General features: G+C 56.3%; 21 protein-coding genes. 6 read left to right on the forward strand and 15 right to left on the reverse strand.

Annotated elements, in window-relative coordinates; genetic code table 11:
• Window positions 1-65: 65 nt before the first annotated feature.
• The 6 genes from ABIE48_RS30120 to ABIE48_RS30145 form a co-directional block, all read right to left on the reverse strand.
• Window positions 66-1,439: an alpha-L-fucosidase gene (locus ABIE48_RS30120; RefSeq protein ID WP_192716108.1), complete on the reverse strand. Its 1,374-nt coding sequence runs from the start codon at window positions 1,437-1,439 to the stop codon at window positions 66-68.
• Between the two features lie 16 nt (window positions 1,440-1,455).
• On the reverse strand, window positions 1,456-3,129 hold the full coding sequence (locus tag ABIE48_RS30125; RefSeq protein WP_192716109.1) for an ABC transporter substrate-binding protein: 1,674 nt from the start codon (window positions 3,127-3,129) through the stop codon (window positions 1,456-1,458).
• A gap of 13 nt (window positions 3,130-3,142) precedes the next feature.
• The gene (locus ABIE48_RS30130) at window positions 3,143-4,042 is read right to left on the reverse strand and encodes a carbohydrate ABC transporter permease (RefSeq protein ID WP_145027203.1); all 900 of its coding nucleotides are present in this window, start codon (window positions 4,040-4,042) and stop codon (window positions 3,143-3,145) included.
• 12 nt (window positions 4,043-4,054) lie between these two features.
• The gene (locus ABIE48_RS30135) at window positions 4,055-5,011 is read right to left on the reverse strand and encodes an ABC transporter permease (protein WP_145027473.1); all 957 of its coding nucleotides are present in this window, start codon (window positions 5,009-5,011) and stop codon (window positions 4,055-4,057) included.
• 225 nt (window positions 5,012-5,236) lie between these two features.
• Window positions 5,237-7,567: a helix-turn-helix domain-containing protein gene (locus ABIE48_RS30140; protein WP_145027205.1), complete on the reverse strand. Its 2,331-nt coding sequence runs from the start codon at window positions 7,565-7,567 to the stop codon at window positions 5,237-5,239.
• A 175-nt stretch (window positions 7,568-7,742) separates the two neighbouring features.
• Complete coding sequence (locus tag ABIE48_RS30145) at window positions 7,743-8,195, reverse strand: VOC family protein (RefSeq protein ID WP_145027207.1); 453 nt, start codon at window positions 8,193-8,195, stop codon at window positions 7,743-7,745.
• Window positions 8,196-8,365: 170 nt separating this feature from the next.
• On the opposite strand from ABIE48_RS30145, the gene ABIE48_RS30150 reads away from it, so the two are divergent.
• Together ABIE48_RS30150 and ABIE48_RS30155 are read left to right on the forward strand one after the other, a co-directional pair.
• Complete coding sequence (locus ABIE48_RS30150; RefSeq protein ID WP_354520745.1) at window positions 8,366-8,794, forward strand: Lrp/AsnC family transcriptional regulator; 429 nt, start codon at window positions 8,366-8,368, stop codon at window positions 8,792-8,794.
• A gap of 153 nt (window positions 8,795-8,947) precedes the next feature.
• A complete protein-coding gene (locus tag ABIE48_RS30155) occupies window positions 8,948-9,499 on the forward strand; it encodes a GNAT family N-acetyltransferase (protein WP_192716111.1) in 552 nt (183 codons plus the stop codon).
• Window positions 9,500-9,513: 14 nt separating this feature from the next.
• On the opposite strand, the gene ABIE48_RS30160 is transcribed toward ABIE48_RS30155, so the two are convergent.
• The 4 genes from ABIE48_RS30160 to ABIE48_RS30175 all read right to left on the reverse strand — a co-directional run bounded on the left by ABIE48_RS30160 (window position 9,514) and on the right by ABIE48_RS30175 (window position 13,686).
• Window positions 9,514-9,789 (reverse strand): hypothetical protein, encoded by a 276-nt coding sequence (locus ABIE48_RS30160; RefSeq protein ID WP_192716112.1) that lies wholly within the window; start codon window positions 9,787-9,789, stop codon window positions 9,514-9,516.
• 49 nt (window positions 9,790-9,838) lie between these two features.
• On the reverse strand, window positions 9,839-11,437 hold the full coding sequence (locus ABIE48_RS30165; protein WP_145027215.1) for an ATP-binding protein: 1,599 nt from the start codon (window positions 11,435-11,437) through the stop codon (window positions 9,839-9,841).
• Between the two features lie 196 nt (window positions 11,438-11,633).
• Entirely contained in the window at window positions 11,634-12,482 is an 849-nt protein-coding gene (locus ABIE48_RS30170; RefSeq protein WP_076173063.1) for a MurR/RpiR family transcriptional regulator, read from the reverse strand.
• A 70-nt stretch (window positions 12,483-12,552) separates the two neighbouring features.
• Entirely contained in the window at window positions 12,553-13,686 is a 1,134-nt protein-coding gene (locus ABIE48_RS30175) for a serine hydrolase domain-containing protein (protein ID WP_192716113.1), read from the reverse strand.
• A 351-nt stretch (window positions 13,687-14,037) separates the two neighbouring features.
• Between ABIE48_RS30175 and ABIE48_RS30180 the strand changes: the two genes are divergently transcribed.
• Window positions 14,038-14,355, forward strand: coding sequence for an LSm family protein (locus tag ABIE48_RS30180; RefSeq protein WP_089549315.1), 318 nt, complete (start codon window positions 14,038-14,040; stop codon window positions 14,353-14,355).
• Window positions 14,356-14,401: 46 nt separating this feature from the next.
• On the forward strand, window positions 14,402-14,692 hold the full coding sequence (locus tag ABIE48_RS30185) for a transporter (RefSeq protein WP_089549316.1): 291 nt from the start codon (window positions 14,402-14,404) through the stop codon (window positions 14,690-14,692).
• A 136-nt stretch (window positions 14,693-14,828) separates the two neighbouring features.
• Here the strand turns inward: ABIE48_RS30185 and ABIE48_RS30190 are convergent, their stop codons facing one another.
• The 5 genes from ABIE48_RS30190 to ABIE48_RS30210 all read right to left on the reverse strand — a co-directional run bounded on the left by ABIE48_RS30190 (window position 14,829) and on the right by ABIE48_RS30210 (window position 19,910).
• On the reverse strand, window positions 14,829-16,007 hold the full coding sequence (locus ABIE48_RS30190; protein ID WP_354520266.1) for an MFS transporter: 1,179 nt from the start codon (window positions 16,005-16,007) through the stop codon (window positions 14,829-14,831).
• 329 nt (window positions 16,008-16,336) lie between these two features.
• A complete protein-coding gene (locus ABIE48_RS30195) occupies window positions 16,337-16,936 on the reverse strand; it encodes a peptide-methionine (S)-S-oxide reductase MsrA (protein WP_354520747.1) in 600 nt (199 codons plus the stop codon).
• A gap of 92 nt (window positions 16,937-17,028) precedes the next feature.
• Window positions 17,029-17,535, reverse strand: a complete 507-nt coding sequence (locus tag ABIE48_RS30200) for a DedA family protein (protein WP_076173067.1) — start codon at window positions 17,533-17,535, stop codon at window positions 17,029-17,031.
• Between the two features lie 139 nt (window positions 17,536-17,674).
• Window positions 17,675-18,772, reverse strand: coding sequence for a threonine aldolase family protein (locus ABIE48_RS30205; protein WP_145027221.1), 1,098 nt, complete (start codon window positions 18,770-18,772; stop codon window positions 17,675-17,677).
• Between the two features lie 235 nt (window positions 18,773-19,007).
• The gene (locus ABIE48_RS30210) at window positions 19,008-19,910 is read right to left on the reverse strand and encodes a hypothetical protein (protein WP_145027223.1); all 903 of its coding nucleotides are present in this window, start codon (window positions 19,908-19,910) and stop codon (window positions 19,008-19,010) included.
• A 164-nt stretch (window positions 19,911-20,074) separates the two neighbouring features.
• On the opposite strand from ABIE48_RS30210, the gene ABIE48_RS30215 reads away from it, so the two are divergent.
• Together ABIE48_RS30215 and ABIE48_RS30220 are read left to right on the forward strand one after the other, a co-directional pair.
• Complete coding sequence (locus tag ABIE48_RS30215; RefSeq protein WP_145027225.1) at window positions 20,075-20,812, forward strand: response regulator transcription factor; 738 nt, start codon at window positions 20,075-20,077, stop codon at window positions 20,810-20,812.
• Window positions 20,790-22,199: a sensor histidine kinase gene (locus ABIE48_RS30220; RefSeq protein ID WP_192716115.1), complete on the forward strand. Its 1,410-nt coding sequence runs from the start codon at window positions 20,790-20,792 to the stop codon at window positions 22,197-22,199. Before ABIE48_RS30215 ends, ABIE48_RS30220 begins: the two co-directional genes overlap by 23 nt.
• Window positions 22,200-22,233 lie beyond the last annotated feature (34 nt).

Consider the following 22,233-nt stretch of genomic DNA (forward strand, 5'->3'; position numbering starts at 1 on the left):
GCCTAGTATGAGATGGCCCTAAGGTTACAGGGTCAGGGTTTGCATTTTAGTTAAATCCGAGAGAACTAACGCTCGGCCCCATCGGCGAATACCGATGTGCCCCGCAAGCGCGCCCAGTCGGCTACCCGGGCGGGATCGCCTTCCCACAGCCGCTCCCTGCCCCACTGATTCGCCTCGGGCTTGCCTTCGCATTCCACGCGGATCACCGGGAAGAGCCGCGTCGGCGCCTCCCGAGGCAGCCCGTGAATCCACAGCTCATCGCCGTTCTGTTCAAACGCGAGCTCCTGCCCTGTGGTCAGGAGCGTGACGCCCTTCACCCGGGTGTTCAAGTCGGCCAGCCTCATGTCCGGGCGTCCGTCCCAGAACCGGATGATCAAATACAAGTTATTGCCGCGGGTCGTCTGCCGTCCGCGGGTGATAAACTCGGTGACGGAGCCTCCGTCCGTGCCGTACACCGCCTCGCCGTGTACCTCCAGCCAGCGCCCGATCTCCAGCCCACGCTCCACGAATTCAGGCGGGAGCTGGCCGTCCGCCGTCGGGCCGACGTTGAGCAGCAGGTTGCCTCCGTGGCCGCCGCCTTTCTCGGCGCTTTCGCACAGCATGTCGAGCAGCACGTCCGCCGGACGCCACCGCTCGCCGATTACATGGCTCCAGAGCCGCCATGTCGTCACCTGGCACGACTCCCACAGCCGCTTTTGCTCGGCATGGATCACATGCTCCGGGGTACCGAAATCGCCGAGCGTATCGGAATCGCCGGCACCCACGCCCCCGTCAGCCCGATACCCGTCATGAGCGGCGGAATAACCGAGCCGGTTATTGATAAGAATATCCGGCTGCAGCGCCCGCATTTCCTCCACCAGCTTCACGCTCTGCAGATCATCCGCATTCCGCGGCCATACTCCGTCGAAGAAGAAATGGTCGATCTTTCCGTAGTTCGTCAGCAGCTCTTTGACTTGGGCGTGAAGATAGGCACGGACCTTCTCCCACCCCTCCGGATCCTTGGCCGGACCGTCGAAATACGCCGGCAGCCGCCAATCGATCCACGAATAGTACAGTCCGATCCGCAGCCCCTCCTTGCGGAAGGCCTCGGTGTATTCACGGACAAAATCCCTTTGCGGAGCCTGCTTGGCGCTGGAGTAGTCCGTATAAACGCTGTCCCACATGCAGTAGCCGTCGTGGTGCCGGGTCGTAAAGCAGGCATATTTAAACCCGGCTTTTCTCGCCGTATAGGCCCACAGTTCGGGATCGTAATGCTTCGGGTTCCATGCGCAGGCCTGCTCCGCATACTCCTTGTGATCCAAATGCTCACGGAACAGCACCTGTTCTCCGCGCCCGTACTGCGCGTAAGGCCCCCAATGGATAAACATCCCGTAACGGCTCTCGGTAAACCACTTCCACTTGTCCGGAACAGTAAAGGCTTGCGATTGAATAGCGGTCATGATCGAAGTTTCCTCCTTACGATTGGGTCTCGGATGTCACGGATTTGCGCGCATCGTACGCTTCTTGGTAGATCTCCAGGTACCGGTCCAGCCCCATGCTCTTCAGTGTCGACTGGTACTCGTTCCACTGGGCGCTGAGGTCGGCGTCGCCGATAATGAACCGTGCCATCATTTCGTTCGTGTAATCGAAGATCGTCTTGGACAGGTCAGCCAGCTCCTGCGATTGGTCCACTGTAAAATTGAGCGGCGGCAGCACCGTCTCGACTTTGACGCGATAAGGCTCGTATTTGGTCTTCGTCTCGTTGTACAGGATCGATTCCAGCGGGTTCTCCTTGTCCTCCACCGCGCCGAGGCGCAGCGAATTCGGACGGTAGGCGATGCCGGTCTGCGCCCAGTGCTTGTTCTGCGTCACCCCGAATTGGGACATGTCTTTATAGACCGCCTGCTTGCCGTTTAATCCGATTTCGCCGTCTTTGGCCCATCTCCAGTCCTTATCCGGCTCTCCGATCGTTGAGCGCAGCGTCATTTCCCGGTCGTACAGGGCGTCCGCGAAGCGGAAGGCCGCAGCCGGATTTTTCGCCTTGTTCGTGATCACGAACTGCCCCGGAGCCACCTGGTAAGGATCGTACTGCGTCACCTGAAGCCCTTCCGGGCCTTTCAGCGGAGGTACGGCGACATAATCCTTCCACCGGCCACTAGCACCGCTCAGTTGGGTGAGCACGCTCATATTGGGGCCGGAGGCGGCGCCCAGAATCGGCACGTCTGGATTTTCCCCCAGCTGAACGAGCTGCGCGGGATCCCGAGTCAGCGATTGCGGATCCATCAAGCCTTCGGCGTACAGCTTGTGCAGGAAGGCCAGCCCTTCTTTCCAACCGTCCTTGACGAACGGAACGTCGACTTTGCCCTCATCATTCACATACATCCGTGTATACGGTGCATACGTGAAAGAGCTCATCAGGAAGTTTTCCACGCTCGTCGTCAGGGTCGAATTTTGCGTCGTTTGCGGCGCTCCCGAGAACGGGATTTCGTCGGCCTTCCCGTTTTTATTCGGGTCCTGGGTCTTGAACGCCTTCAGCACCTTATAAAATTCATCGATCGTGGTCGGCATCTCCAGATTGAGCGCCTTCAGCCACGGCTCGTAGATCCACAGCTTCTGGCGCATGGAGCAGTGGTAGCATTCGTTCGGAGCCGGCAGGGCGTATATGTTCCCGTCGGCCGAGGTGATCGTCGGTTTGACCAGCGGACTTTCCTCAAACATTTTTTTCGTATTCAGGCCGTATTTCTCAATGTAATCGTTCAGAGGAAGAATGACCCCCTGTTCCCCGTACAGCGCCTGCTGCTCCGGCGTGACGTTCATGCTCATAATGACGTCCGGCAGGTCGCCGCTCGCCAGCGCCAGGTTGAGCTTCTCGGCGGTGGCGATTTCCCACTCCACATGAATATTCGTTTTCTCCTCGAAGTATTTGGTGAATTCGTTTGTGTTGAAATCTTCGACGGCCGGATTGGCGCCGATCATGACCTTGAGCGTCAGTTTGTCGTTCACGATCGGGAACACGCCCGCATCGCTCACTGCTTCACCGGTACCCGGCTCCGCCGCCGGCGCGCCCCCCGAATCCCCGCTGCCGCATGCGCCGAGCAGGCCGATCATGACCGCGGATATGAGTAGTAAAGACAGGAACTTTCTTTTCACACCGATCATCTCCTTATCCCTTTAATGAGCCGATCATGACGCCTTTTACCAGAAATTTCTGAACAAAAGGATACACGACCAGAAGCGGAAAGATGGAAATCACAATCAAGGAATACTTCAGCAAAATTTTGAGTGCCTCCCTGCGGGCCGCATCCTGCGGATCGGCCGCCAGCATCGCTGTGTCGACATCGTTCTGGATCAGGATATCGCGAAGCACGAGCTGCAGCGGGTAGTGGTCCTGGGATTTTAAATAAATCATCGCGTTAAAATACTGGTTCCAGTTAGCCGACGCATAATACAGCGTAATCACAGCGAGAATGGGTCCCGACAGCCGGATGACCACTTTCCATAAAAACTGGAAGTCATTGCATCCGTCCAGCCGGGCCGCCTCCAGCAGCTCATCCGGTATGGACATTTGAAAATAAGTCCGGGCGATGATGACATTCCAAACGGTCAGCGCTCCCGGAATGATCATGGACCAGATCGTATCGAGCATACCGAGCTCCCGCACCAGCAGATAGCTGGGGATCAGTCCCCCCGTAAACATCGTCGTGAACATGAACAGAATCATGAATACGTTTTTGCCGTACAGGTCTTTACGGGACAGCGGATAAGCGGCCAGCACCGTCAGGAAGACGTTGAGGGCGGTGCCTGTCACGGTGTAGACGACGGAGTTTTTGAATCCGGTCCATACCATCTTGTAGTCAAACACGGCGGCATAACCTTCCAGCGTCGGACGAACCGGCCACAACCATACCTTGCCGGACACAACGGCATTAGAGTCGCTGAAAGACGCGCTGACGATGTACACGATCGGATAGAGCACGCTGATAAAAAACAGGGTGACGATGGCGCCGTTCACGAGCGAGAACATCTTGTCCCCCCGGGAGTCATTGCGCAAAGTGCCGTTCATGGGCTTCCCTCCTTACCACAGACTTGCCTGCTTCGACTGCTGCGCGATCTTGTTGACCACGATGAGCAGCACCAGGTTAATGACCGACTTGAACAAACCGATGGCGGTCGAATACGAGTAATTCGCCACCTGCGAGGTCAGACCGACCTTGTACACGTACGTGTCGATAATTTCGGATGCCTTCAGGTTAATGGGATTCTGGAGAAGGAGCACCTTCTCAAAGCCGACGTCGAGCACATGCCCGGTGCTCAGGATCAGAAGGATGATCGCCATGGGCATGATGCCGGGCAGGTCGATATGCCACATCCGGCGCAGCTTGCTGGCCCCGTCGACTACGGCCGCTTCATGCAGGGCAGGGTCGATCGCGGCAAGCGCCGCAATGAAAATGATGCAGTTAAAGCCCGCATGCTGCCAGACATCCGACCAGACATAAATGGAAGAGAACATCGAAATCTCGCCCATAAAATTGACCGGTTCCACACCGATAAAGCCGAGGAGCTTGTTGACGATGCCCGTTCTCGGGTCGAGCAGCTCCCGGATAATCCCGACGATGACGACGATCGAGATGAAATGCGGGGCATACGTGACCATCTGCACCGCCCGCTTGAATACCCGCCCCCGCAAATAGTTGAGGCCGAGCGCCAGCAGAATGGGAAACGGAAAGCTCGCAGCCAGGTTGTAAAAGCTGAGGATCAAGGTGTTTTTCAAAATCCTCCAGAAGTCGTACGAGTGAACAAAGCGCTCAAAGTGTTTCAGTCCGACCCACTCGCTTCCCCAAATGCCTTTGGTCACAATAAAGTTCTTGAAAGCGATTTGTGCGCCATACATGGGTACGTACTTGAAAATGATCAAATACAGGAGCGGCAGCGCCATCAGCACGTATAACTGCCAGCTGTGGATCAGCTTCTTTACGGCGGGTCTCCTTCCCGTTCTGCGCGCTGCCCTTGTCTTTCGCTCGGTCACCGACATGCTCAATACTTTCACCCCCTTGATTGGACCCAGCATAGACCGGGACCGCCCAAGGTGTAAATTGCCTGTTCCCCGGCGGGTTAACCCTCGTTCAGAAAGGCCGTTGACCTTTGCCCGGCTTGTATACATTTCGTTAGATTCGGGCGTATTTGCCTTAGGCAGCGGCCGCTGGCGAGATGTTCTCTGTAAAGCGAAAAGGCCAGGAAATCCCTGGCCCAAAAACGCTTATGCATCCTGACGGTGAAGAGGGGAAGCCGGTTTCTTATGTGCGATATCACGGTACGCCGTTGCGCTGATGCCGCTGCCGCGCTTGAAGGCCCGGCAGAAGGTGCTGGACGCGTGGTACCCGACCTGCTGCGCAATATCCCGGATCGGCAGCCTGGTCTCGGACAGCAGCTGCTTGGCTTTGTCCATCCGGAGGTTCTCAACGTATTCGGAAAAATTGACCCCTGTCTGCTCTTTGAAAAATTGCGACAGATACCCCTTGGATATATTCAGATGATCCGCCGCGGCATCCAGGCTGAGATCAGCCTGTCCGTACTGGTGATGAATGTAGTCCACCGTATCGCGGATCAATTGGACGTTGCGGCTCTTCTTGCGCCGATCGATGTCGTCCGAAATTTCCGCGAATCTCTCCGTCGCGTTATCAAACGCCTGCTTCGGGTGATTGGCCGTGCCGAGCTGCTGCAGCAGATGCCTCATGTCCGCCTGCTCCTTCACCATCAGCTGATCCTGCACTTTGACCAGACAGCCGACCAGGTCGAGAACGAACAGCTGCTGCATCGCCAAGGAAAGGTGCCGCTCCTCGAAATTTTCCCGGTACAGGGAGGCGAGCAGCTTCCGGACCTCATCCGTCTCGCCTGCTTTGATGTAATTCATAAGGCGGTTTTCCGATTCCGCCGGAAAATAAAAACCGCGGTGATCATGGGCCAGATCCTCGAACCAGACGGACTGGCCGGTCCCGGCTTCATACAGCCGGGAGAGTGCCTGCCTCGCCTCTTCAAAGGACTCCGGCACTTCAAGGAGCGAAGGGCGGTAGCCTCCCACTGCAAAGCCCGCCTGAAGCCCGTGGCGGCTGATTTCCAGCGTCAGCTGCTGCAGCTCCCGTTCCACCGTCTTTCGGAAGGCGCCGGGATCGCCTTGTCCGTTGACGAACAGGACGGCGATTTTATCCTCGGCGACCGGGTAGGTGAAAGGGCAGCCCTTCAGCGTCCGGCCCAGCATATCCTGGATGATCACGCGTTCGATATCGAGCTCGCGCAGCTCCTCCTCCTGAAACCGGTGCCCGCCGTGGTGAAACTGAACGATTCCGACGGCGCAGCCTCTGCCCTGAATATCGGCGTTTTGATGCTTCAGCAAGGATTCAACGTGTTCGGCCATCAGGTATTCCCCCTGAAGAAGCCGCCCGAAGAACGACTCCCGCAGCAGCGGAGCCTGCCGCTCGATTTCCTGCTGCAGTTCATCGTTGTTGTCGATCAGGCGTGCGAGTGAGTGCTGAATATAGCCGTACATATCCTTTGGCCGCTTCAACTCCCCGCCGTTCAGCCGGGATGTCAGGGCAGTCGTGATGTTCACGATCGGCCTTCCGCTCCGGGTGGCGAACAGATAGGCAAGGACGAGGCCAAAAATCAGGAACGCCAGGAGGATGGTCACGGTGGTATGCTTGATGGCCAGCACTTTGCTCAGAACGACATGGGGCGGCTGGGCGACGACATAGGACCATCCGTTATAGGACGAGGTGGTATAGGTCATCATCATGCCGCCGGTAGCCGCTGAAGCTTCGATCACTCCGGATTTCGCTCCCGGCGGCAGGCTCTGCCGGGTCACTATGCCACCGCTTGACAGGGATGTAACCAGGCGTCCTTTCTCATCCACGATGGATACCCAGCCCCCGTCGGATATGTCAATTCCACGAAGAAGCGACTGCAAGCGCTGGTTGTCCACCAAAATCATCAGCGCCCCCTGAATATGACCGGGGTATCCGAGAGACTGGACATATGTCAGCAGATCCGTCGTCTTGCCTTGATACACCGTGGATCCGGACGACATGATTTCCCGGTTGCGGAAATTATCAAGGAGATCGTTCCTCCAGGTCGTGTAATCCTTGCTGGGTTCAGAGAACATGTAACGATAGAACGAGGGAAGTTCATAAGTGGAATCCGGGGATAGCGCCAAATCGCTATTTTTGAAGATCAGATAGTAGTTAAGAATAAATCCATTAGCTGCATTGTAGCTGTAAAGGCTTTTTTGCGTCCGATACACCTTGTACGCCGTCGTGTCCCGGAACGGTTCCTTCACCTGCTGAAAGCTCTGAACGGCTGGATCGCTTTGCAGCTGCAGGGAGATCCGGTTAATCTCGTTGAAGCGGCTGTCGACCGTTTCCTTCACCTGATCCAGCATCTGCAAGTTACTGTGCGTAACTTCCTTTTTCACCACATCATAGGTTTGCCTGTAAAACAGGGCCCCTGCAAGCAGGGTAAACAGCATGAACAAGAAATAAGGGATCATGAATCGAACGAAAATGTACTGGATTTTCCATCCATTGGCCCATCGCATGGATCACTTCTCCTCTCTTCATTCTGGGATGCCGATTCGACAAAACACAACGCGAAACATGTCTAAATAACAATATTGTAAGTGCTTTCATATTTTTTATCAACGAGTTTGTAAGGTTATATGACATACAAAAAAGCAGCCGAAACCTTCGGCTGCCTCCATATCACACAGAACCTCAGCGGGTTCCCACGTTAAAATCCACTTCCTCGATCAATTCGATAATTTCGCCGTTCGGGCTGTGCAGGACCGCATTGCGGACCCTAAGCGGCGGCTCACCCAGCTCCAAATTCCCCGGCTCCACATAAATTCGCGCCCCGTGAGCGAGCGCCTTGTCCACCATCTCGTCCACATTATCCACGTAGAATGCCAGATGGAGCAGGGCGCCGTGCTTCACTTCCTCGCGCGAAGGCGCCTTATCCCCCTCGGCCGGAACTTCGGCGCCGCGGTCGAACACCTCAATGCAGGTCCGCCCGTCAGGCGAAACCAGCATCGAGGCCGTCATAATTTTAAACGCAGGCAGGCTCCATGAGTGACCGACCGTAAACCCGAGAACCCGGATATAAAAATCAAGTGTTCCTTCATAATCCTCTGCCTGAATGGCCGCATGGGCCAGTCCTTTCACGCTCATAACCATCTCTCCTTTTGTGCTTTTCGTATCGCTTTCATTTTATAGATTCATTACCGCGATCGACATGCATGATATAAGGAATTGGGCCTTTCCGATTTGCATAAAATAAGTTATTTTCGTATGCTTACCTTATCTTTAGATCAAGTACAGGAGAGATGGCGAATTTGAGCATGGCAGTTGACGAGATCGACCTGAAAATTTTAAAGCTTCTGCAGCATGAAGCGCGAATGCCGATCGCCCAGATCAGCAAGCAGATTGCCATGTCCCAGCCTTCCGTGAAGGAGCGGATCGTTAAGCTCGAGGAACGGGGTGTGATCATAGGGTACAGCACGGATCTGAATTTGCGGGAGCTGCAGCGGGGAACGACCTCTTTTATTCTGATGAAAACCGAGCAATGCAGCGAGCTGGTGGAATTTTGCACGCAGTCCAAGCAAGTGACGGGCTTGTTCCGTATCAGCGGGGAGTACAACTATCTCATTCACGTCCAGACGGGGTCCGTCGACGAGATAGCCGACTTCCAGGATGCCCTGGCAAGGTTCGGCCCGTCGAAATCGCATATCAGCCTGAAAAATATATTGGATCACCGGATTTTGCTGTGATAGAGCCGGTGTGTCCTTATTCTGCCCAATAGGAGGAGAACCGTAATGACGGCACAGCTTGTATTTCGTTAAGTCAGAGCCCCGCCTTCGGATTGCACGGTAACATTTTGGCCTATGTTCAAAATCCAACCGCGAATCAGGAGGATACGAAAAATGGATATTCAGATTAGGGAAATGACAGACCGGGACCGCCCGGAGCACATTCAGATCGACGGCAGCTTTACGGTAGATTCCGAGCTCGTCCTATCCGTTACGGACCAAGGGATCGGTTATACGGTTAAACCCGTCGTGCCCAGTTACCAAAAAAGCTACCCCGACGAGGCGGACCAGGGCGACAGCGGAAATTTGTCGGAGTACATCGGCCGTCCGGACCGTGCGGTCTACCTGGCCTTAGCGGGAGATCGGGCCGTCGGCCGGATCATGCTGGCGAAAAATTGGAACCGGTATGCCTATATCGAGGATGTTCGGGTGGACCGGAGTGCCCGGGGACACGGCGTCGGCCGGAAATTGATCGAGCAGGCTGTGCTTTGGGCCAAAGCCGGTGATATGCCCGGCCTCATGCTGGAGACGCAGAGCAACAACGTGCGGGCGTGCCAATTTTATGAAAGCTGCGGATTTGTTATCGGAGGCTTTGATTCTTATCTATACCGGGGTTTTAAAGAGCATTCGCAGGAAACGGCTGTTTTCTGGTACCTGTTGTTTTAGCGGTCAACGGGATGTCAGCTCAGCATATAAACCGCGAGGAGGATCAGCACCGCAGCTATGATTAAATAATTCCTCGTTCTAACGGGAAGTTTGCTGGCTTTTGGGCCGATGACCCGACGGTGGAAGACGAACAGCAGCATCAGATCTGCAAGCAGCACCAGCAGCACCAGATCCATTCTGCCGTCGATTCTCGCCGTCAGGTTTTTTTCTGCAAAACCGCACACGCATAAACCAAGGAATAAATACACGACATTTCTGACGATTTCCACAAAACTCCAGATGGCCTTCATCTCGCGACACCTCGCTTAACTCCATTTTTATCCATCAGGGACTGTCCGATCAGCCGATCGGCAGTCCCATTTCGACCGTCGTCCCCTTGCCGGGCTCGCTTGTAATGTTCAGGATGCCGCGGTGGGAAGCGATAATTTTCTTCACGATCATCATGCCCAGACCGTAACCTTCCAGCTTGGTCGTATGGAATGGCTCCCCGATCCGCTCCAGCACCTCTTCGGGCATGCCGATTCCGTTGTCCATGAACCGGATCCGCTGGTAATCGCCGTCTGCCTCGAGCACGATGTCGATCCGGCCCCCGCCGGGCAGCGCTTGAATGGCATTTTTCAGGATGTTCAGAAACACCTGCTTGATCTGATTGCGGTCGCAGGAAATGATCTCCTCCCGGATGCAGGTACAGCGGATGCGGACATTGCTCTTCGCCGCCTCGATTTCGATCAGGCTCAGCACCTCCTGCAGAATCGTCATGCACCAATCTTCCCGGAAGCGGATTTCCTGCGGTTTGCCTAAAATGAGAAACTCGCCAACGATCAGGTTCATCCGGTCCAGCTCCGACATAATCAGGTCATAATGCCGCAGTCCCGCGGTCGGTCCCGCCAGCTGGATAAGGCCCTTGACGGTGGTCAGGGGATTACGGATTTCGTGCGCAATCCCGACCGCAAGCTGGCCGGCGAATACCAGCTTCTCCGTATTCCGCAGCACCTCCTCGGTCCTCTTCATTTCCGTAATATCCCGCAGGGTGCCGATAATGCGGCAGAGGCAGCCGCCCATATCAAAAACCGGCAGAACGTCCAGCATATAATAGCTGTCGGAGTCCATCCGGGTGTCCTGCAGCTCCACGCCGATGCATTCCTCCTGTCTGGCCAGCACCCGCTCGAAATAGGGGGAAACCAGGCGGTGCTCCAGCACCGGCGTGCCCAGGTATAGATGTTTGTCCCCGCCGTCCAAGCGGAGCATCCTCAAGTATTGATCGTTCATGTCGATAATCCGGCCGGCGGCGTCCGTCACGACAACCCCCTGATAATTCGCCTCCAGCAGCACTTGGTTCAACGTGTGAAGGTGGGCGTTGTTCCGGCGAAGCAGCATTTCCCGCTCAACGGAATCGACCATGGTACACAGCAGGGTCAGCAGGTGCGGATGGGCCGAATCGACCCCGGTCATCAGGGAAAGCGTTCCAAGCACCGCCCCGTCCTCCCGGTGGAAAGGGGCCGAGTAACAGGCCATGCCATGGAGCGCCTCGAAGAAATGCTCTTCGCCCAAGGTCTGGAACGGACGCTTAAACCGCAGGCACAGCGGGACCGAGCCCGTGCCGGTCTCCTCGTTGTAGCGGACCCCTTTGGTAATGCCCAGCTCCGCGATGGCCTCGAGAAACATCGGCTCGCCGTAACATTCCAGCAGATATCCCCATTGGTCGGTCACCGTGACCAGGATCGGGGTCCCTTGAATGGTCGACAGAAACTTGTTGACGAAAAAAAGAATAATATCAATATATTCCTTATAAAAGGACAACCGTTCCTCCAGTTCCTCTTTGGTGTAGCGCTTGCTGAGAACGGGAAACTTGGCGGGATCGAGGCCCCGCTGCCTGTAATGCGCGTTAAAAGCTGCAATGATCTGCTGATCATCCATTTGGTCTATCTCTTTATCCATTGCCTATACCCCATTTATGCCGATATTCCATCCCAAGATGACGTTCAATTCCCTCTATTCTATCATCCTTTGGGACGAAAGCGTCCGCATAATATGAAGATTTTACCTGAAAATAAATCATCCCCTTCCCGCAGAGCCGTCAATGCCCCAGGAAAGAGGATGTACTAGGATAAGGATAAGCAATAACCTGTTTCGATCAGCGGCCCGTCAGGCGCTTGATAATCTCCCGGCTCTTTTTCAGATACCGGACCGATTGATCGTATTCCCGGCTGGCCACGCCCAAATATAAAATATCGATGACGTTCAGTTGGGTCATCCGCGACGACATCGCGCCGCTGCGGATTTCGTTCTCCGTCGATGACGTGTAGAGCGGATAATCGGCCTGTGCCGACACGGCATTGTTGCCGTACTTGGTGATGGAAATTGTCTTGGCTCCGCAGGCGCGCGCCTCCTTCAGGCATTCGATGACGTGGGCCGTCTCGCCGGAATACGAAATGCCGACCGCCACGTCGCCCGGATTCAGCATGACCGCCGAGGTCAGCTCCAGATGCGGATCGGTAAAGGAATGGCTTGTCTTGTTGATCCGCAAAAATTTGTGATGCGCATCCTGCGCGATCAGATGGGAAGCCCCGAGGCCGTAGAAAAAAATTCGGGAGGCTTGGCTTAACGCCTCCACCGCCAGGTCCACGGTTTTCGGATCAAGAATCGTTACCGTGTCCCGGATCGACTGAATGTTGTTGGCGGACACGGTTTGGATAATTTGCTCCATGGAATCGCCCGGACGAATCTCCCGGTACTCATAGCGCTCCTCGTTCTGGTTCAGGTCCCCGGCCACCTTCAGCTTCAGCTCCGGGTATCCTTTCACCCCCATGGATTTGCACAAGCGGATGATCGCCGCCTGGCTGCCGCCGCTTTCCGCAGACAGCTGCGCTACGGACATGTCGAGTATGCTGTGCGGATAGCTGATAATGTATTCAGCCACTTTGCGCTCTGAGGGCGTAAGGTCGTCCAAAATCTCTCGCAGTCTGACTAGTCCCCCGTTCATGATGCTCTCTCCTTTGCCCGTATCGTATCGTAGCAGATCTCATCCCTGCTCGTTCTCGTTCGCATCGTTATCAATCTCTAACGGCGGCGGTAATCGCGTTGTGCACCGCTGCCCGCAGCACGCTGACGCTGCCGCTTCGGCCGTAATAGACCCGGTTGGTGAGCAGCACCACCGCCAGGTCCAGATCGGGCTCCACCCACAGGCTGGTCCCGGTAAACCCGGTGTGCCCGTAGCTGCGCGGGCCCATCCAGTCGCCAGAGGCGTCCCAGCGGTCCCCTTTCAGGACCCAGCCGAGCCCCCGGTTCGCCCCGGCGATGCCAGCGGTATGGGTCCGGATCGCGGCCCTCACGGCCGCTGCCGACAAGACGCGCTGCGGCTGGCCGCCCGGCGTGGCCGGCTCCGGCACGGCTCCGCCGGCCAGCCACATCCGCGCATAGCGCGCCAGGTCGCCGGCGGTGGCGAACAGGCCGGCGTGCCCGCAGACGCCGCCGAGGGCGCGGGCTTTCTCGTCGTGGACCACCCCCTGGAGATGACCTCCGGCAGCGCGGTCATATTCCGTCGGGGCGGTCCGCGCCTGCAGCCCGGCCGGCGGGGCGAAGACGGCGCCGGCCATGCCGAGCGGCTCCCAAATGCGAGCCTTGGCCGCCTGGTCCAGAGGCATGCCTGCCGCCTTCTCGACGATCCGGCCGAGAAGGAGGAAGCCGAGATCACTGTAGACGGCGGCCGTACCCGGCGGATGCTGCAGAGCCACGCCGGTGACCGCCTCCCACATTTGGGGCTGCGTCCAGCCGTGCGCGTGGATATTTCGATCCGCCGGCAGACCGGAGGTATGGGTGAGCAGCTGCCCGATCGTCGCCTCTTCCCGCCCCTCACCGGTAAACTCAGGGATCCAGGCGGCAGCCTTTGTACCCAGCGTCAGGACGCCGTCATCGATCAGTCCGAGCACAAGCGGCAGCGTGACGCTCACCTTGGTCAGCGAAGCACAATCATACAGGACATCCGGCCCGGCCGGGAGCGGATGATCCGGACCCGGGTTTGCGCTCCCCGCTGCATAAACCCATTCCTTCCCGTGCCGGGTGACGGCCAGCACCGCCCCGGGTATCACCCCAGCGGCCATCTCCCGCTCAATGGCACGCCCGGCGGCCTCGAGCCCTTTTGGGTCCAGGCCAAGCGCCTTGGCGCCTTCCGCTATACCAGCGTACATGATCTTCCCTCCCGATTTCAGGCTCCCTCCAGGGTCGTCGGCAGACTCAAAGGCGCAAATGCTCCGAACAGACGGTGCAATCCGTAACCGCCCGCGAATGAGCCGAAAAGCCCTGTATGCTGCCTTGAGATGTTAACATTTCTGGTGCCTATTATATCGCTTGCGAAATTTTATTTCAACTTACAGCGTATATCTAGAAATTTTTATTTAAAAACTCAGCGACATCCATTGATCCACGGTCATTAAGGAACGTCCCTACTAATGTTTATGACATTTCGTTTATTTTAAGACACTTCCGTCTAGGCATCTGCATAGGATGCAGCAGGTCAATTCCAAACGGAGGTCAACGTCATGAGTGTGCAATATTCAGGCTATCAGCACCAAACGCTGTACCAGGCAGAGCCTCATATGAGCCAAACGCTTCATTCGGCTCGGGAGCGCTTCAAGCAGTTGTGCCGCCAACATGTCAATAAGCATGTCCGGATCGAAACGCTGGACGGCGATGTATTTGAAGGAACCCTCTTGCACTGCGACAAGGGTATCGTGTATATCCAAATTCCGCAGTCATCCGGACACCGGGCTTTCATCCCCGGACGCCCCCCTTTCTTTAACCAAACCATCCTGCCTCTGGTCCTGTACGAACTGCTAGTCATCAGCTTATTAGCGTAAGCTCGCCATAACTATGCTCAAATGAGCAAAGAAAGGAGTCATTCCCATGGCATTCATGCCTCCCTTCGGCCCTCAAGGCCAGGTGCAGCCGCCTTCATCCCCGCCGCCGCAATTTACGCCTGCACAAACCGGCGCATCGGCGCTCGCCGTTGATCCCGGCGCGATCTCCGGCTGCCTTTTCCGCAATACATTCATTTGGCCCGTACGCGGTCCGGGCTTCTGGTTCTATCCCGTCTTCGTCGGCCGGACTTCCGTTGCCGGATTCCGCTGGAACGGATTTTTCTGGATGTACTCGGGGCTCGACCTCAGAACCATCCAATCGTTCACCTGCTTCTAGAAGCACCTGCTGCACGACAAAGCGGCGGTATCCGGAAAGCGTCCCTGACGCTCCCGGCGTACCGCCGCTTTTTCATGGGTTATACACGCTCAGCATGGATCATACACGCTCAGGATGGCAGCCGCAGCCGCAACCGTCACGCCAGCCTCCGGTATGCCTTCCTGCCCAGAATGAAGCAGACGATAGCGGCTCCCAAACCCAGCGCGACCACCGGACCCGCGACCCAGGGATTGTACAGCACGGTGGAGGTGGCGCTGATCACAGCTCCTCCCATGCCTGCCCCCGCCGCCAGCCCTAAATGCGTCACCGACGTATTCAAGCTGAGCACAAGATCGGAGGATTCCGGCGCCTGCTGGATAAAGTAAGTTTGAATGGCCGGTGCCGTTACAAACATGGCGAACATCATCACGCCGATCAGAATAAGGTCCGGAACGAGCCAGGAGGAAAACGCCGGCAGCAGCGCCAGGGCCGCGGCATGGACGAGCAGACCGGCCAGCAGAATGCGTACGGCCCCCCACCGGTCCACCGCGTAGCCTCCCAGACGGGAGCCGATCACCCCGAGAATGCCGAAGCCCAGCATGGTCACCGCCACGCCTGCGGCGTTCATGTGAAGTACGCTTTGCAAAAACGGGGTCATATAGGTATACATCACCGAATTCCCGGTCTCCCGGAACAGCGTAATGAACAGGGCACTCACGATAACTCCGCTGCCCAGCAGGCGCAGCTGGCGTCCCAAGGAGACGGGCTCATCACCTTCCACGGCCGGGAGAAGCCGGTAAATCGCCGCCATGATCAGCAGGCTCAGCGCTCCCAGCAGGACGAAGATCATTCTCCAGCCGATCCAGCCGGTAATGGCGATGCCAAGCGGGACTCCCAGCACCATGGCCAAGCTGAAGCCCAGAATAATGGTGCCGATGGCGCTGCCGACCTTCTCCGCCGGAACGAGCTTGGCAGCGGCGCTGAACACGACCACCAGGTACATACCCGAACTGATGCCCAGAATAATGCGTGACGCGATCAGCAGGACAAAATGGGTGCTGGCAAAGGACAGTCCGCAGCCGGCTGCGAAAACCAGCAGCGCGCCCAGCATAACTTTTTTTCTGCCGAGACGGGAGGTCAGCGAAATCAAGACCGGTGTGCCAATCGCAAAAGCTAAGGAATATGCCGTAATCAGCTGCCCTGCCGCACCGACGGTAACGTTCATATCACCAGCGATCTCACTGAGCACGCCGCTGACGATCAACTCCGATGTGGCCGTCAGGAAGACGCCCAGCGTCAATAAGTAAATATATAAGCGATTCATTCGTTGGACCATATTCATACCCTCCATATATACGACCGGCAGCCGGTGAATCCGGGGCATAGCCGGCACAATGCCTGGGCGCACCCTGAAGCCGGTACATTATAGATTCAATGAGCGCAAGACCGACACAGCGCCGGGCCACGTCTGGCACATCAACGTGCGTCGTTCTTTTCGCTTGATTGAATTATATGAAAGGTACAAACAAATCGTAAGAACGCAAATGATTTGGAGATAATCCTACCATTTTGACCAACTAACAATTTGTAAGTGAATTGTACGTTTACACAAAAAAAACCAAAGGAGCCTATCTTCCTTCGGTTTGTCTTTTCGTCCGCTATATATCACCATTTAATCCGCTTGGCCGTTTCCAGCAGCAGGCTTCGCACCTCTTCCGCGAGTGGCCAGGTATGGATCTCTTTTTGTATTCGCTCCAGGCTCGTGTATCCTTTGGCTAGTCCGTTCAGCCTGGCGGCCAGCGTGGAACTCACCAGCTCCTCAGGCGTCGGATAGAGCCGGCTCAACTGCTCGATCGCATCTGGATGCCTTTTCAGGTAATACTTCTGATGACGTTCTTCCGCCGGGTACCAGGCCGTAAAGGGAGCGATTTCCGTATCCGGCCGTCCTTTGCCCTGCTCCTCCCTCCGGGCCAGGACCTGGCGAATCGCCTTCAGCTGTCCCTCACCGCGATAGAGGAGCAGCGACAAATACTGCCTGCCTTTGTAATCGTTAATATTATAAGGGTTATGATTGTCCCAGAACGCGTTCAGAATGTCGGACAAAGAAATGACGCCAGGGTCATACACGACCTCGACCATCTCTGTATGATCACCCATGTTCCGGTACGTTGGGTCTGATGTCGTTCCTCCTCCATAGCCAACCCGCGTTCGGATCACCCCCGGCATATGGCCGAACAATGCCTCCGGGCTCCAGAAACAGCCCATCCCCAGCGTCACTATCTCCGGAGCAACACCTGGCTCTTGAGAATGATGGGATCCGGAATCCTGTATGCGCAATGGTTTCACCCCCTTCAACATTAGGCGAACATCGTACTGATATCGTCGACCTGGAGGCCGAGCGTGCTGCCGATCAGAAAATACAGCAGCGTCCACACGAACGCCGTCGTATAAGAGACCAGGGCAAAACGGCGGTAAGCCATTCCTTTCATGCCGACGGCATACGGCGTCACGTTTCGCAGAACAGGCAGGAATACGCTGATGCACATCGCCATATTACCGTATTTCCGGTTCAGCAGCTCGGCTTTATCGATATACCTGGCCATCCGCTTGGACCTGGTCAGACGGTCGAGCAGGCGGCTTGCCGCCAGACGGCTGACGACAAAGCCGACGGTCAAGCCAGAACAGATCCCCAGGTAAATCGTGATAAACGAAGAGACCGGTGCCAGATGCCCCGTCCCGGCAAGCACCCCGCCGATCATGACCACCACCTCGTTCGGAAGCGGGAGGCCAATAACGCCTAAGCACAATACGAAAAAGAACGCAAAATAACCCACCTGCTCAATGAGTCCCATCAACGTATCCATACTCTTTCGGTTCCTCCCATACCCAGCAAAAATAGTCCATGCTGAAGCCCTGAAGGCACGCTGCCAGACAGGCCCCCCTTTTAACTTATGCCGCCTTCCGGTCCATTGAGAATCCCATCCTCAACAGTTTGACCCTTTCTTAGCCCAGCTCTTCCTTCAGCTTCCGGTCAAGTGCCCGAAACGTGTCCCGGATCCGTTCTTTGGGCACCTTGGCGTACAAGTCCCCGATGCTGACTTCATAGGAGGACTCCGAATCCCCGTTATCTTTCACATAATGATTCAATTGAATGCCTGTTTCGCTGATGATATCCACCAGCAGCCCTTCGAGCCGCTCTTTGCCAAGCTGGATATGGACGTGAAACATATTCGATACGGGAACGGCCGGCCTTGTGGTGACGCCGTGGCATTCGTTATACAGCGCTGCAAGCTCTTTGGCTTCCTCATAATACTGCTCCATCCGTCCAATGCGCCGGTCAAAATAGTAATCGGCGCTGACTACATACGGATACAGGCTGAACAGATCCCCGCCGTGCCGTCTTTTCCATACCTTTGAATTCTCTGTAAAATCTTGACTTCCTGCCAAAATCGCACCGGAAATGCCTCCAATGCCTTTATAAAAAGAAACGTAGACACTGTCAAAAAGCGAGCAGATTTCCGCGGCGGTTTTTCCATAGTAAGGCGTGACCTCGAACAGTCTCGCTCCATCGAGATGCAGGCGAATGCCCTTTTCGCGGCAATAGGCGGAAATCGCTTCGAGCTCGCCGTAGTCCGGCAGTTGGCCGCCGATTTCGCGCTGAGGCAGCTCCAGCAGGAGACAGGAGACGTCCTCCGGCATCCGCTGAACGTCCTCCAGCCGGATCAGGCGATCCTTGTCCGCCAGAAGCACCGGTTCAATATGATGCAGCTCTTTCAAACCGTCTTCCTCGTGGATTTCCAGGTGGCACAGCGGGTGGTATGCCACCTTCTTCACCTGCTTCTCATCGCACCAGATCCGCAGCGCGATCTGCTGGGCCATCGTCCCGCTCGGGAAAAAGACGGCCGATTCCTTTCCCAGGTACGCCGCCATCTTGTTCTGAAAATCCTCAATTACCTTGCCTTTGCCGTAGGCATCGCCACCAAGGGACCCGTCCACCTCCCGGAAGGCCTCCTTCAGCACTTCCAGATTTCGGGGGCCGTGCCCTCCCAATACATATTCTGCCTGCTTGCCTGCTTCTGCCAATGTTTTACCCGTATTCATTCGTCCGGACCGACTCCCTTTCAACTCGCGCATTGCAACCGGACGATGCATAAGTCCGGCCGTTCACGTGGCATGTTCAACAACGATCGTTGTTTGCTGTCTTTAGCATACTAAATCTTGAAAGGAAGATGCAAAATTTTTTGCGCACGCAAACAGCCCCGCTCCAGCCGGTGCTGAAGCAGGGACTGCCTTCATATCTCCTGTATGTGTCTGTATGGACTGCTCAATGAAACAATTAAGATTGAGCCGCCACTTCAAGCTCCTTGATCTGCGCCTTGTATTGAACGAGCAGCTTGGCGAGCGCGTCCTTGATGGCTGCCTCGTCCTTGGACTCCACGGCGTCATGCAAAGCGATGTGGGCCTTCATAAAAGCAATGGCGGACTCGCTTGCTTCCTTGCTGACGGCAATGCTCAAAGTTTTGGAATGCTCTGAGTCGCCTGCCGCCGCCGGCTCAGTCTTAGCAGCCTCTGCCTTCAGGTCCCCCAGCTTGGAGATGATGACCTTGGCAGGTCCGAGCGCCTTGGCCTCATCCACAGGTTTGGCTTGTTCCGCCGCTTCGGATTTCACCAGCTCCTTGATCTGGCCCAATACCTCAGCTTTGTCCAATTCCAGGATCTGGCCTGGCACTTCGGCTTTATCGAACACCTTGATCTGACCCGGCACATCGGCCAGCTCCAGATCCTTTGCCTGACCCAGCACCTCGGCCGCCTTGTCCTTCAGCTTATCCAGGATTTCAATCCGGATCTTCTCCCCCGGAATTGCCGCTGCCGGCTGAAGCGTCTCCGTAACCGGAGATGCTTCGCCCGCTTTTACTTTCGCTGCTTCTTCCACCGGAACCGCCTTGATTACGCTGAAGAAGCGTGGACCTTCTCCCGCCACCTTTTTGAACTGCTCCAATGTCTGCTTCCAGTCCTCTACGGTGTCCGGCGCATATTTTTGGGCCAGCTCGAGCGGATCTGCTATGGCGGATTTTATAACCGCTCCCTTGATTGCCGGTATCGCAGCCACCTTGGCTGGAACATCGGAAGGAACCTGGGGCTGTTCACTCGCGTCTGCATTTGTTACGGCCGGGGCCGCTACGGCGGACATGAGCAGCGCAGAGGCGACCGTCTTTTTAAACCATGCGTTTCGAATCATTGATTCAGCACTCCTTTAATTCGGATAGGGTGTTACATGTCCCAGTCTACGGAACGATTGTGGCAGCCCGCCGGTGAAATTATGGAAAAACAATGGCAGAGCTCCATACGCAGGCGCCCGCTTGATATACTGGAGATGAATTTCCAATCCGGGAGGTACATGGGATGATCAACAGTTACGTCATCGCCGTGGTCGATGATGATGAGCATATAAGGGATCTTGTCGAGGCGTATTTACAAAAAGAAAACTACCGCACGGTCGGCCTCGGCAGCGCCGAGGAAGCCTGGAATCTGTGGCGGACGTCACCGCCGGACATGTGGGTCCTGGATATCATGCTTCCGGGCATGGACGGCTACGAATTTTGCCGGCGGATCCGGCAGGAGGCGGAAGTGCCGATCATCATGATCTCGGCCAAAGACAACGAGGTTGATAAAATATTGGGCCTGGAGCTGGGCAGCGACGATTACCTCGTCAAGCCATTCAGCCCCCGCGAGCTCGTCGCGCGTATCAGACGGCAGCTCCAGCGCTGGTACAAGCTGAGCGGATCCGGCGATGCCGCAGCGGGCCTGTCCCATCCGGCCCGGATCGAAACGGGAGGGCTGCAGCTGATCCCCGACGAACGGCGCGTATTCTGGCACGGGGAAGAAGTGGACATGACCAGCAAGGAGTTCGCGATGCTTCAGGTGCTGGCCGAGCATCCGAACCGAGCCTTCACGCGGGACGAGCTGCTGACCCGGGTCTGGGGTGACGATTATTTCGGCAGCGACCGGGCGGTCGACCACTTGATCAAACGGATGCGTAAAAAGCTGGAGCATGTGCCGATCGAAGCCATCTGGGGACATGGCTACCGGTTAAGACACGAAGGAGGAGACGCTCACGATGAAGCTCGTGCATCAGATTAATTTGGCCTTCGGGATCGCACTGCTGCTGGTCCTGTCCGTTACGGCCGTGGTGATCCATTTCGTCCTGCTGGACCACCTGATCGGCTCCCAGAAGGAGGACCTGAAGGCTATGGGCGCCGTCATATCCGCCAAGCTGCGGGTCGACAGCATTCAAACCGTTGCGGCGGAGCTGTCCACAGCCCCTGCCCTGCCGGTTAAAATGGCGGAAACCAGCGGAGTTGCGGCCATTTTCACGGATATCCAGGGGAAAAGCATGCCTGTAACCGCTCCGAACAGTGCCATGAAAATCACTGAGGCTGTAAAAGGCGTTTCCGGCGAGCAGGTCTTTAAGGACATCGTAGACGGGACGGACAAGAGGTTTATTACGTCCGTGAGCGTCATGCCGCAGGGAACGCTTACGCTGCTTACGCCGTTAAGCCGCGTCAAAACGATTGAACAGGCGCTGCTGAAGCGGCTGCTGATTATTTTCGGCGTCGGAGGCGCGTTCATGGTCGCTTTCAGCCTGTTTATTACAAAGAAGCTGATCAGACCGCTCATGAGCCTGCAGGAGGAGCTGATCAAGGTCAAGGAGCGCCGGTTTTCCGAGGTCCGCTTCGTCAGAGCCGGGGGCGAGATCGGCTCCGTGGCGGAGTCCGTGTATGACATGGCCGGGGAGCTGGACCGGTTTAACCATGTGCAGAAGCAGTTTTTCCAAAACGCGTCGCATGAGCTGAAAACCCCGCTGATGTCCATCGCGGGTTATGCGGAAGGCATTCGTGACGGGGTATTTGAAGGTGAGCGCATCCGCAAAGGCCTCGATATCATCATCAGCGAAAGCGGCAGGCTCAAGAAGCTGGTGACGGAGATGACCCTGCTTGCGAAGCTGGACAGCGAGGAAGATGTATTCCGCAAGAACGCTGTGTCCCTGAAGGAACTGATCACCGAAGCTTCGGAACGCATGAATCCGCTGCTGGTCAAGAAAGGGATCCGGCTGCAGATCGATTACGCCCCGCCGTCCGGGCCGTTCGAGGTCGTTGCCGACCGGGACAAGCTGCTTCAGGCGCTGCTGAATATCATGTCCAACGCCGCCCGCTATGCCGTTGAGCAAATGAATGTACACGCCAAGGTCGTGGAGGGTCGGATCGAAATGACCATCAGCGACGACGGGCCCGGCATTCAGGATGAGCTTCTCCCTTTTCTTTTCCATCGGTTCGTAAAGGGCAAGGACGGGGAGTCCGGCCTGGGGCTGGCGATCTCGCGGGCGATTGTGGAGCGTTGCGGCGGGATCATTGCCGCAGGCAACCGGCAGGAAGGCGGGGCTGTGATCTCGATGAGCTTTCCGGCAGCTCCAACGGCTACAGGGTCCAATACAAAAATGCCCCCTGGAAACGGACCCGGCAAACCTTAAGGTTCATCCAAAATCCATTCCAAGGGGCCATCGG

It is taken from the genome of Paenibacillus sp. OAE614 (assembly GCF_040546645.1).
In the GTDB taxonomy this organism is placed as follows: Bacteria; Bacillota; Bacilli; order Paenibacillales; family Paenibacillaceae; genus Paenibacillus_AQ; species Paenibacillus_AQ favisporus.

Bases quoted from the DNA above. Each gene is read 5' to 3' on its own strand.
- ABIE48_RS30135 (WP_145027473.1), bottom strand. From the start codon at position 5,011: ATGTCGGTGACCGAGCGAAAGACAAGGGCAGCGCGCAGAACGGGAAGG.
- ABIE48_RS30165 (WP_145027215.1), bottom strand. From the start codon at position 11,437: ATGGATAAAGAGATAGACCAAATGGATGATCAGCAGATCATTGCAGCT.
- ABIE48_RS30120 (WP_192716108.1), bottom strand. From the start codon at position 1,439: ATGACCGCTATTCAATCGCAAGCCTTTACTGTTCCGGACAAGTGGAAG.
- ABIE48_RS30210 (WP_145027223.1), bottom strand. From the start codon at position 19,910: ATGATTCGAAACGCATGGTTTAAAAAGACGGTCGCCTCTGCGCTGCTC.
- ABIE48_RS30190 (WP_354520266.1), bottom strand. From the start codon at position 16,007: ATGGTCCAACGAATGAATCGCTTATATATTTACTTATTGACGCTGGGC.
- ABIE48_RS30215 (WP_145027225.1), top strand. From the start codon at position 20,075: ATGATCAACAGTTACGTCATCGCCGTGGTCGATGATGATGAGCATATA.
- ABIE48_RS30145 (WP_145027207.1), bottom strand. From the start codon at position 8,195: ATGAGCGTGAAAGGACTGGCCCATGCGGCCATTCAGGCAGAGGATTAT.
- ABIE48_RS30140 (WP_145027205.1), bottom strand. From the start codon at position 7,567: ATGCGATGGGCCAATGGATGGAAAATCCAGTACATTTTCGTTCGATTC.
- ABIE48_RS30130 (WP_145027203.1), bottom strand. From the start codon at position 4,042: ATGAACGGCACTTTGCGCAATGACTCCCGGGGGGACAAGATGTTCTCG.
- ABIE48_RS30200 (WP_076173067.1), bottom strand. From the start codon at position 17,535: ATGGATACGTTGATGGGACTCATTGAGCAGGTGGGTTATTTTGCGTTC.
- ABIE48_RS30170 (WP_076173063.1), bottom strand. From the start codon at position 12,482: ATGAACGGGGGACTAGTCAGACTGCGAGAGATTTTGGACGACCTTACG.
- ABIE48_RS30185 (WP_089549316.1), top strand. From the start codon at position 14,402: ATGGCATTCATGCCTCCCTTCGGCCCTCAAGGCCAGGTGCAGCCGCCT.
- ABIE48_RS30220 (WP_192716115.1), top strand. From the start codon at position 20,790: ATGAAGCTCGTGCATCAGATTAATTTGGCCTTCGGGATCGCACTGCTG.
- ABIE48_RS30195 (WP_354520747.1), bottom strand. From the start codon at position 16,936: ATGGGCTGTTTCTGGAGCCCGGAGGCATTGTTCGGCCATATGCCGGGG.
- ABIE48_RS30175 (WP_192716113.1), bottom strand. From the start codon at position 13,686: ATGTACGCTGGTATAGCGGAAGGCGCCAAGGCGCTTGGCCTGGACCCA.
- ABIE48_RS30205 (WP_145027221.1), bottom strand. From the start codon at position 18,772: ATGAATACGGGTAAAACATTGGCAGAAGCAGGCAAGCAGGCAGAATAT.
- ABIE48_RS30155 (WP_192716111.1), top strand. From the start codon at position 8,948: ATGGATATTCAGATTAGGGAAATGACAGACCGGGACCGCCCGGAGCAC.
- ABIE48_RS30150 (WP_354520745.1), top strand. From the start codon at position 8,366: ATGGCAGTTGACGAGATCGACCTGAAAATTTTAAAGCTTCTGCAGCAT.
- ABIE48_RS30160 (WP_192716112.1), bottom strand. From the start codon at position 9,789: ATGAAGGCCATCTGGAGTTTTGTGGAAATCGTCAGAAATGTCGTGTAT.
- ABIE48_RS30180 (WP_089549315.1), top strand. From the start codon at position 14,038: ATGAGTGTGCAATATTCAGGCTATCAGCACCAAACGCTGTACCAGGCA.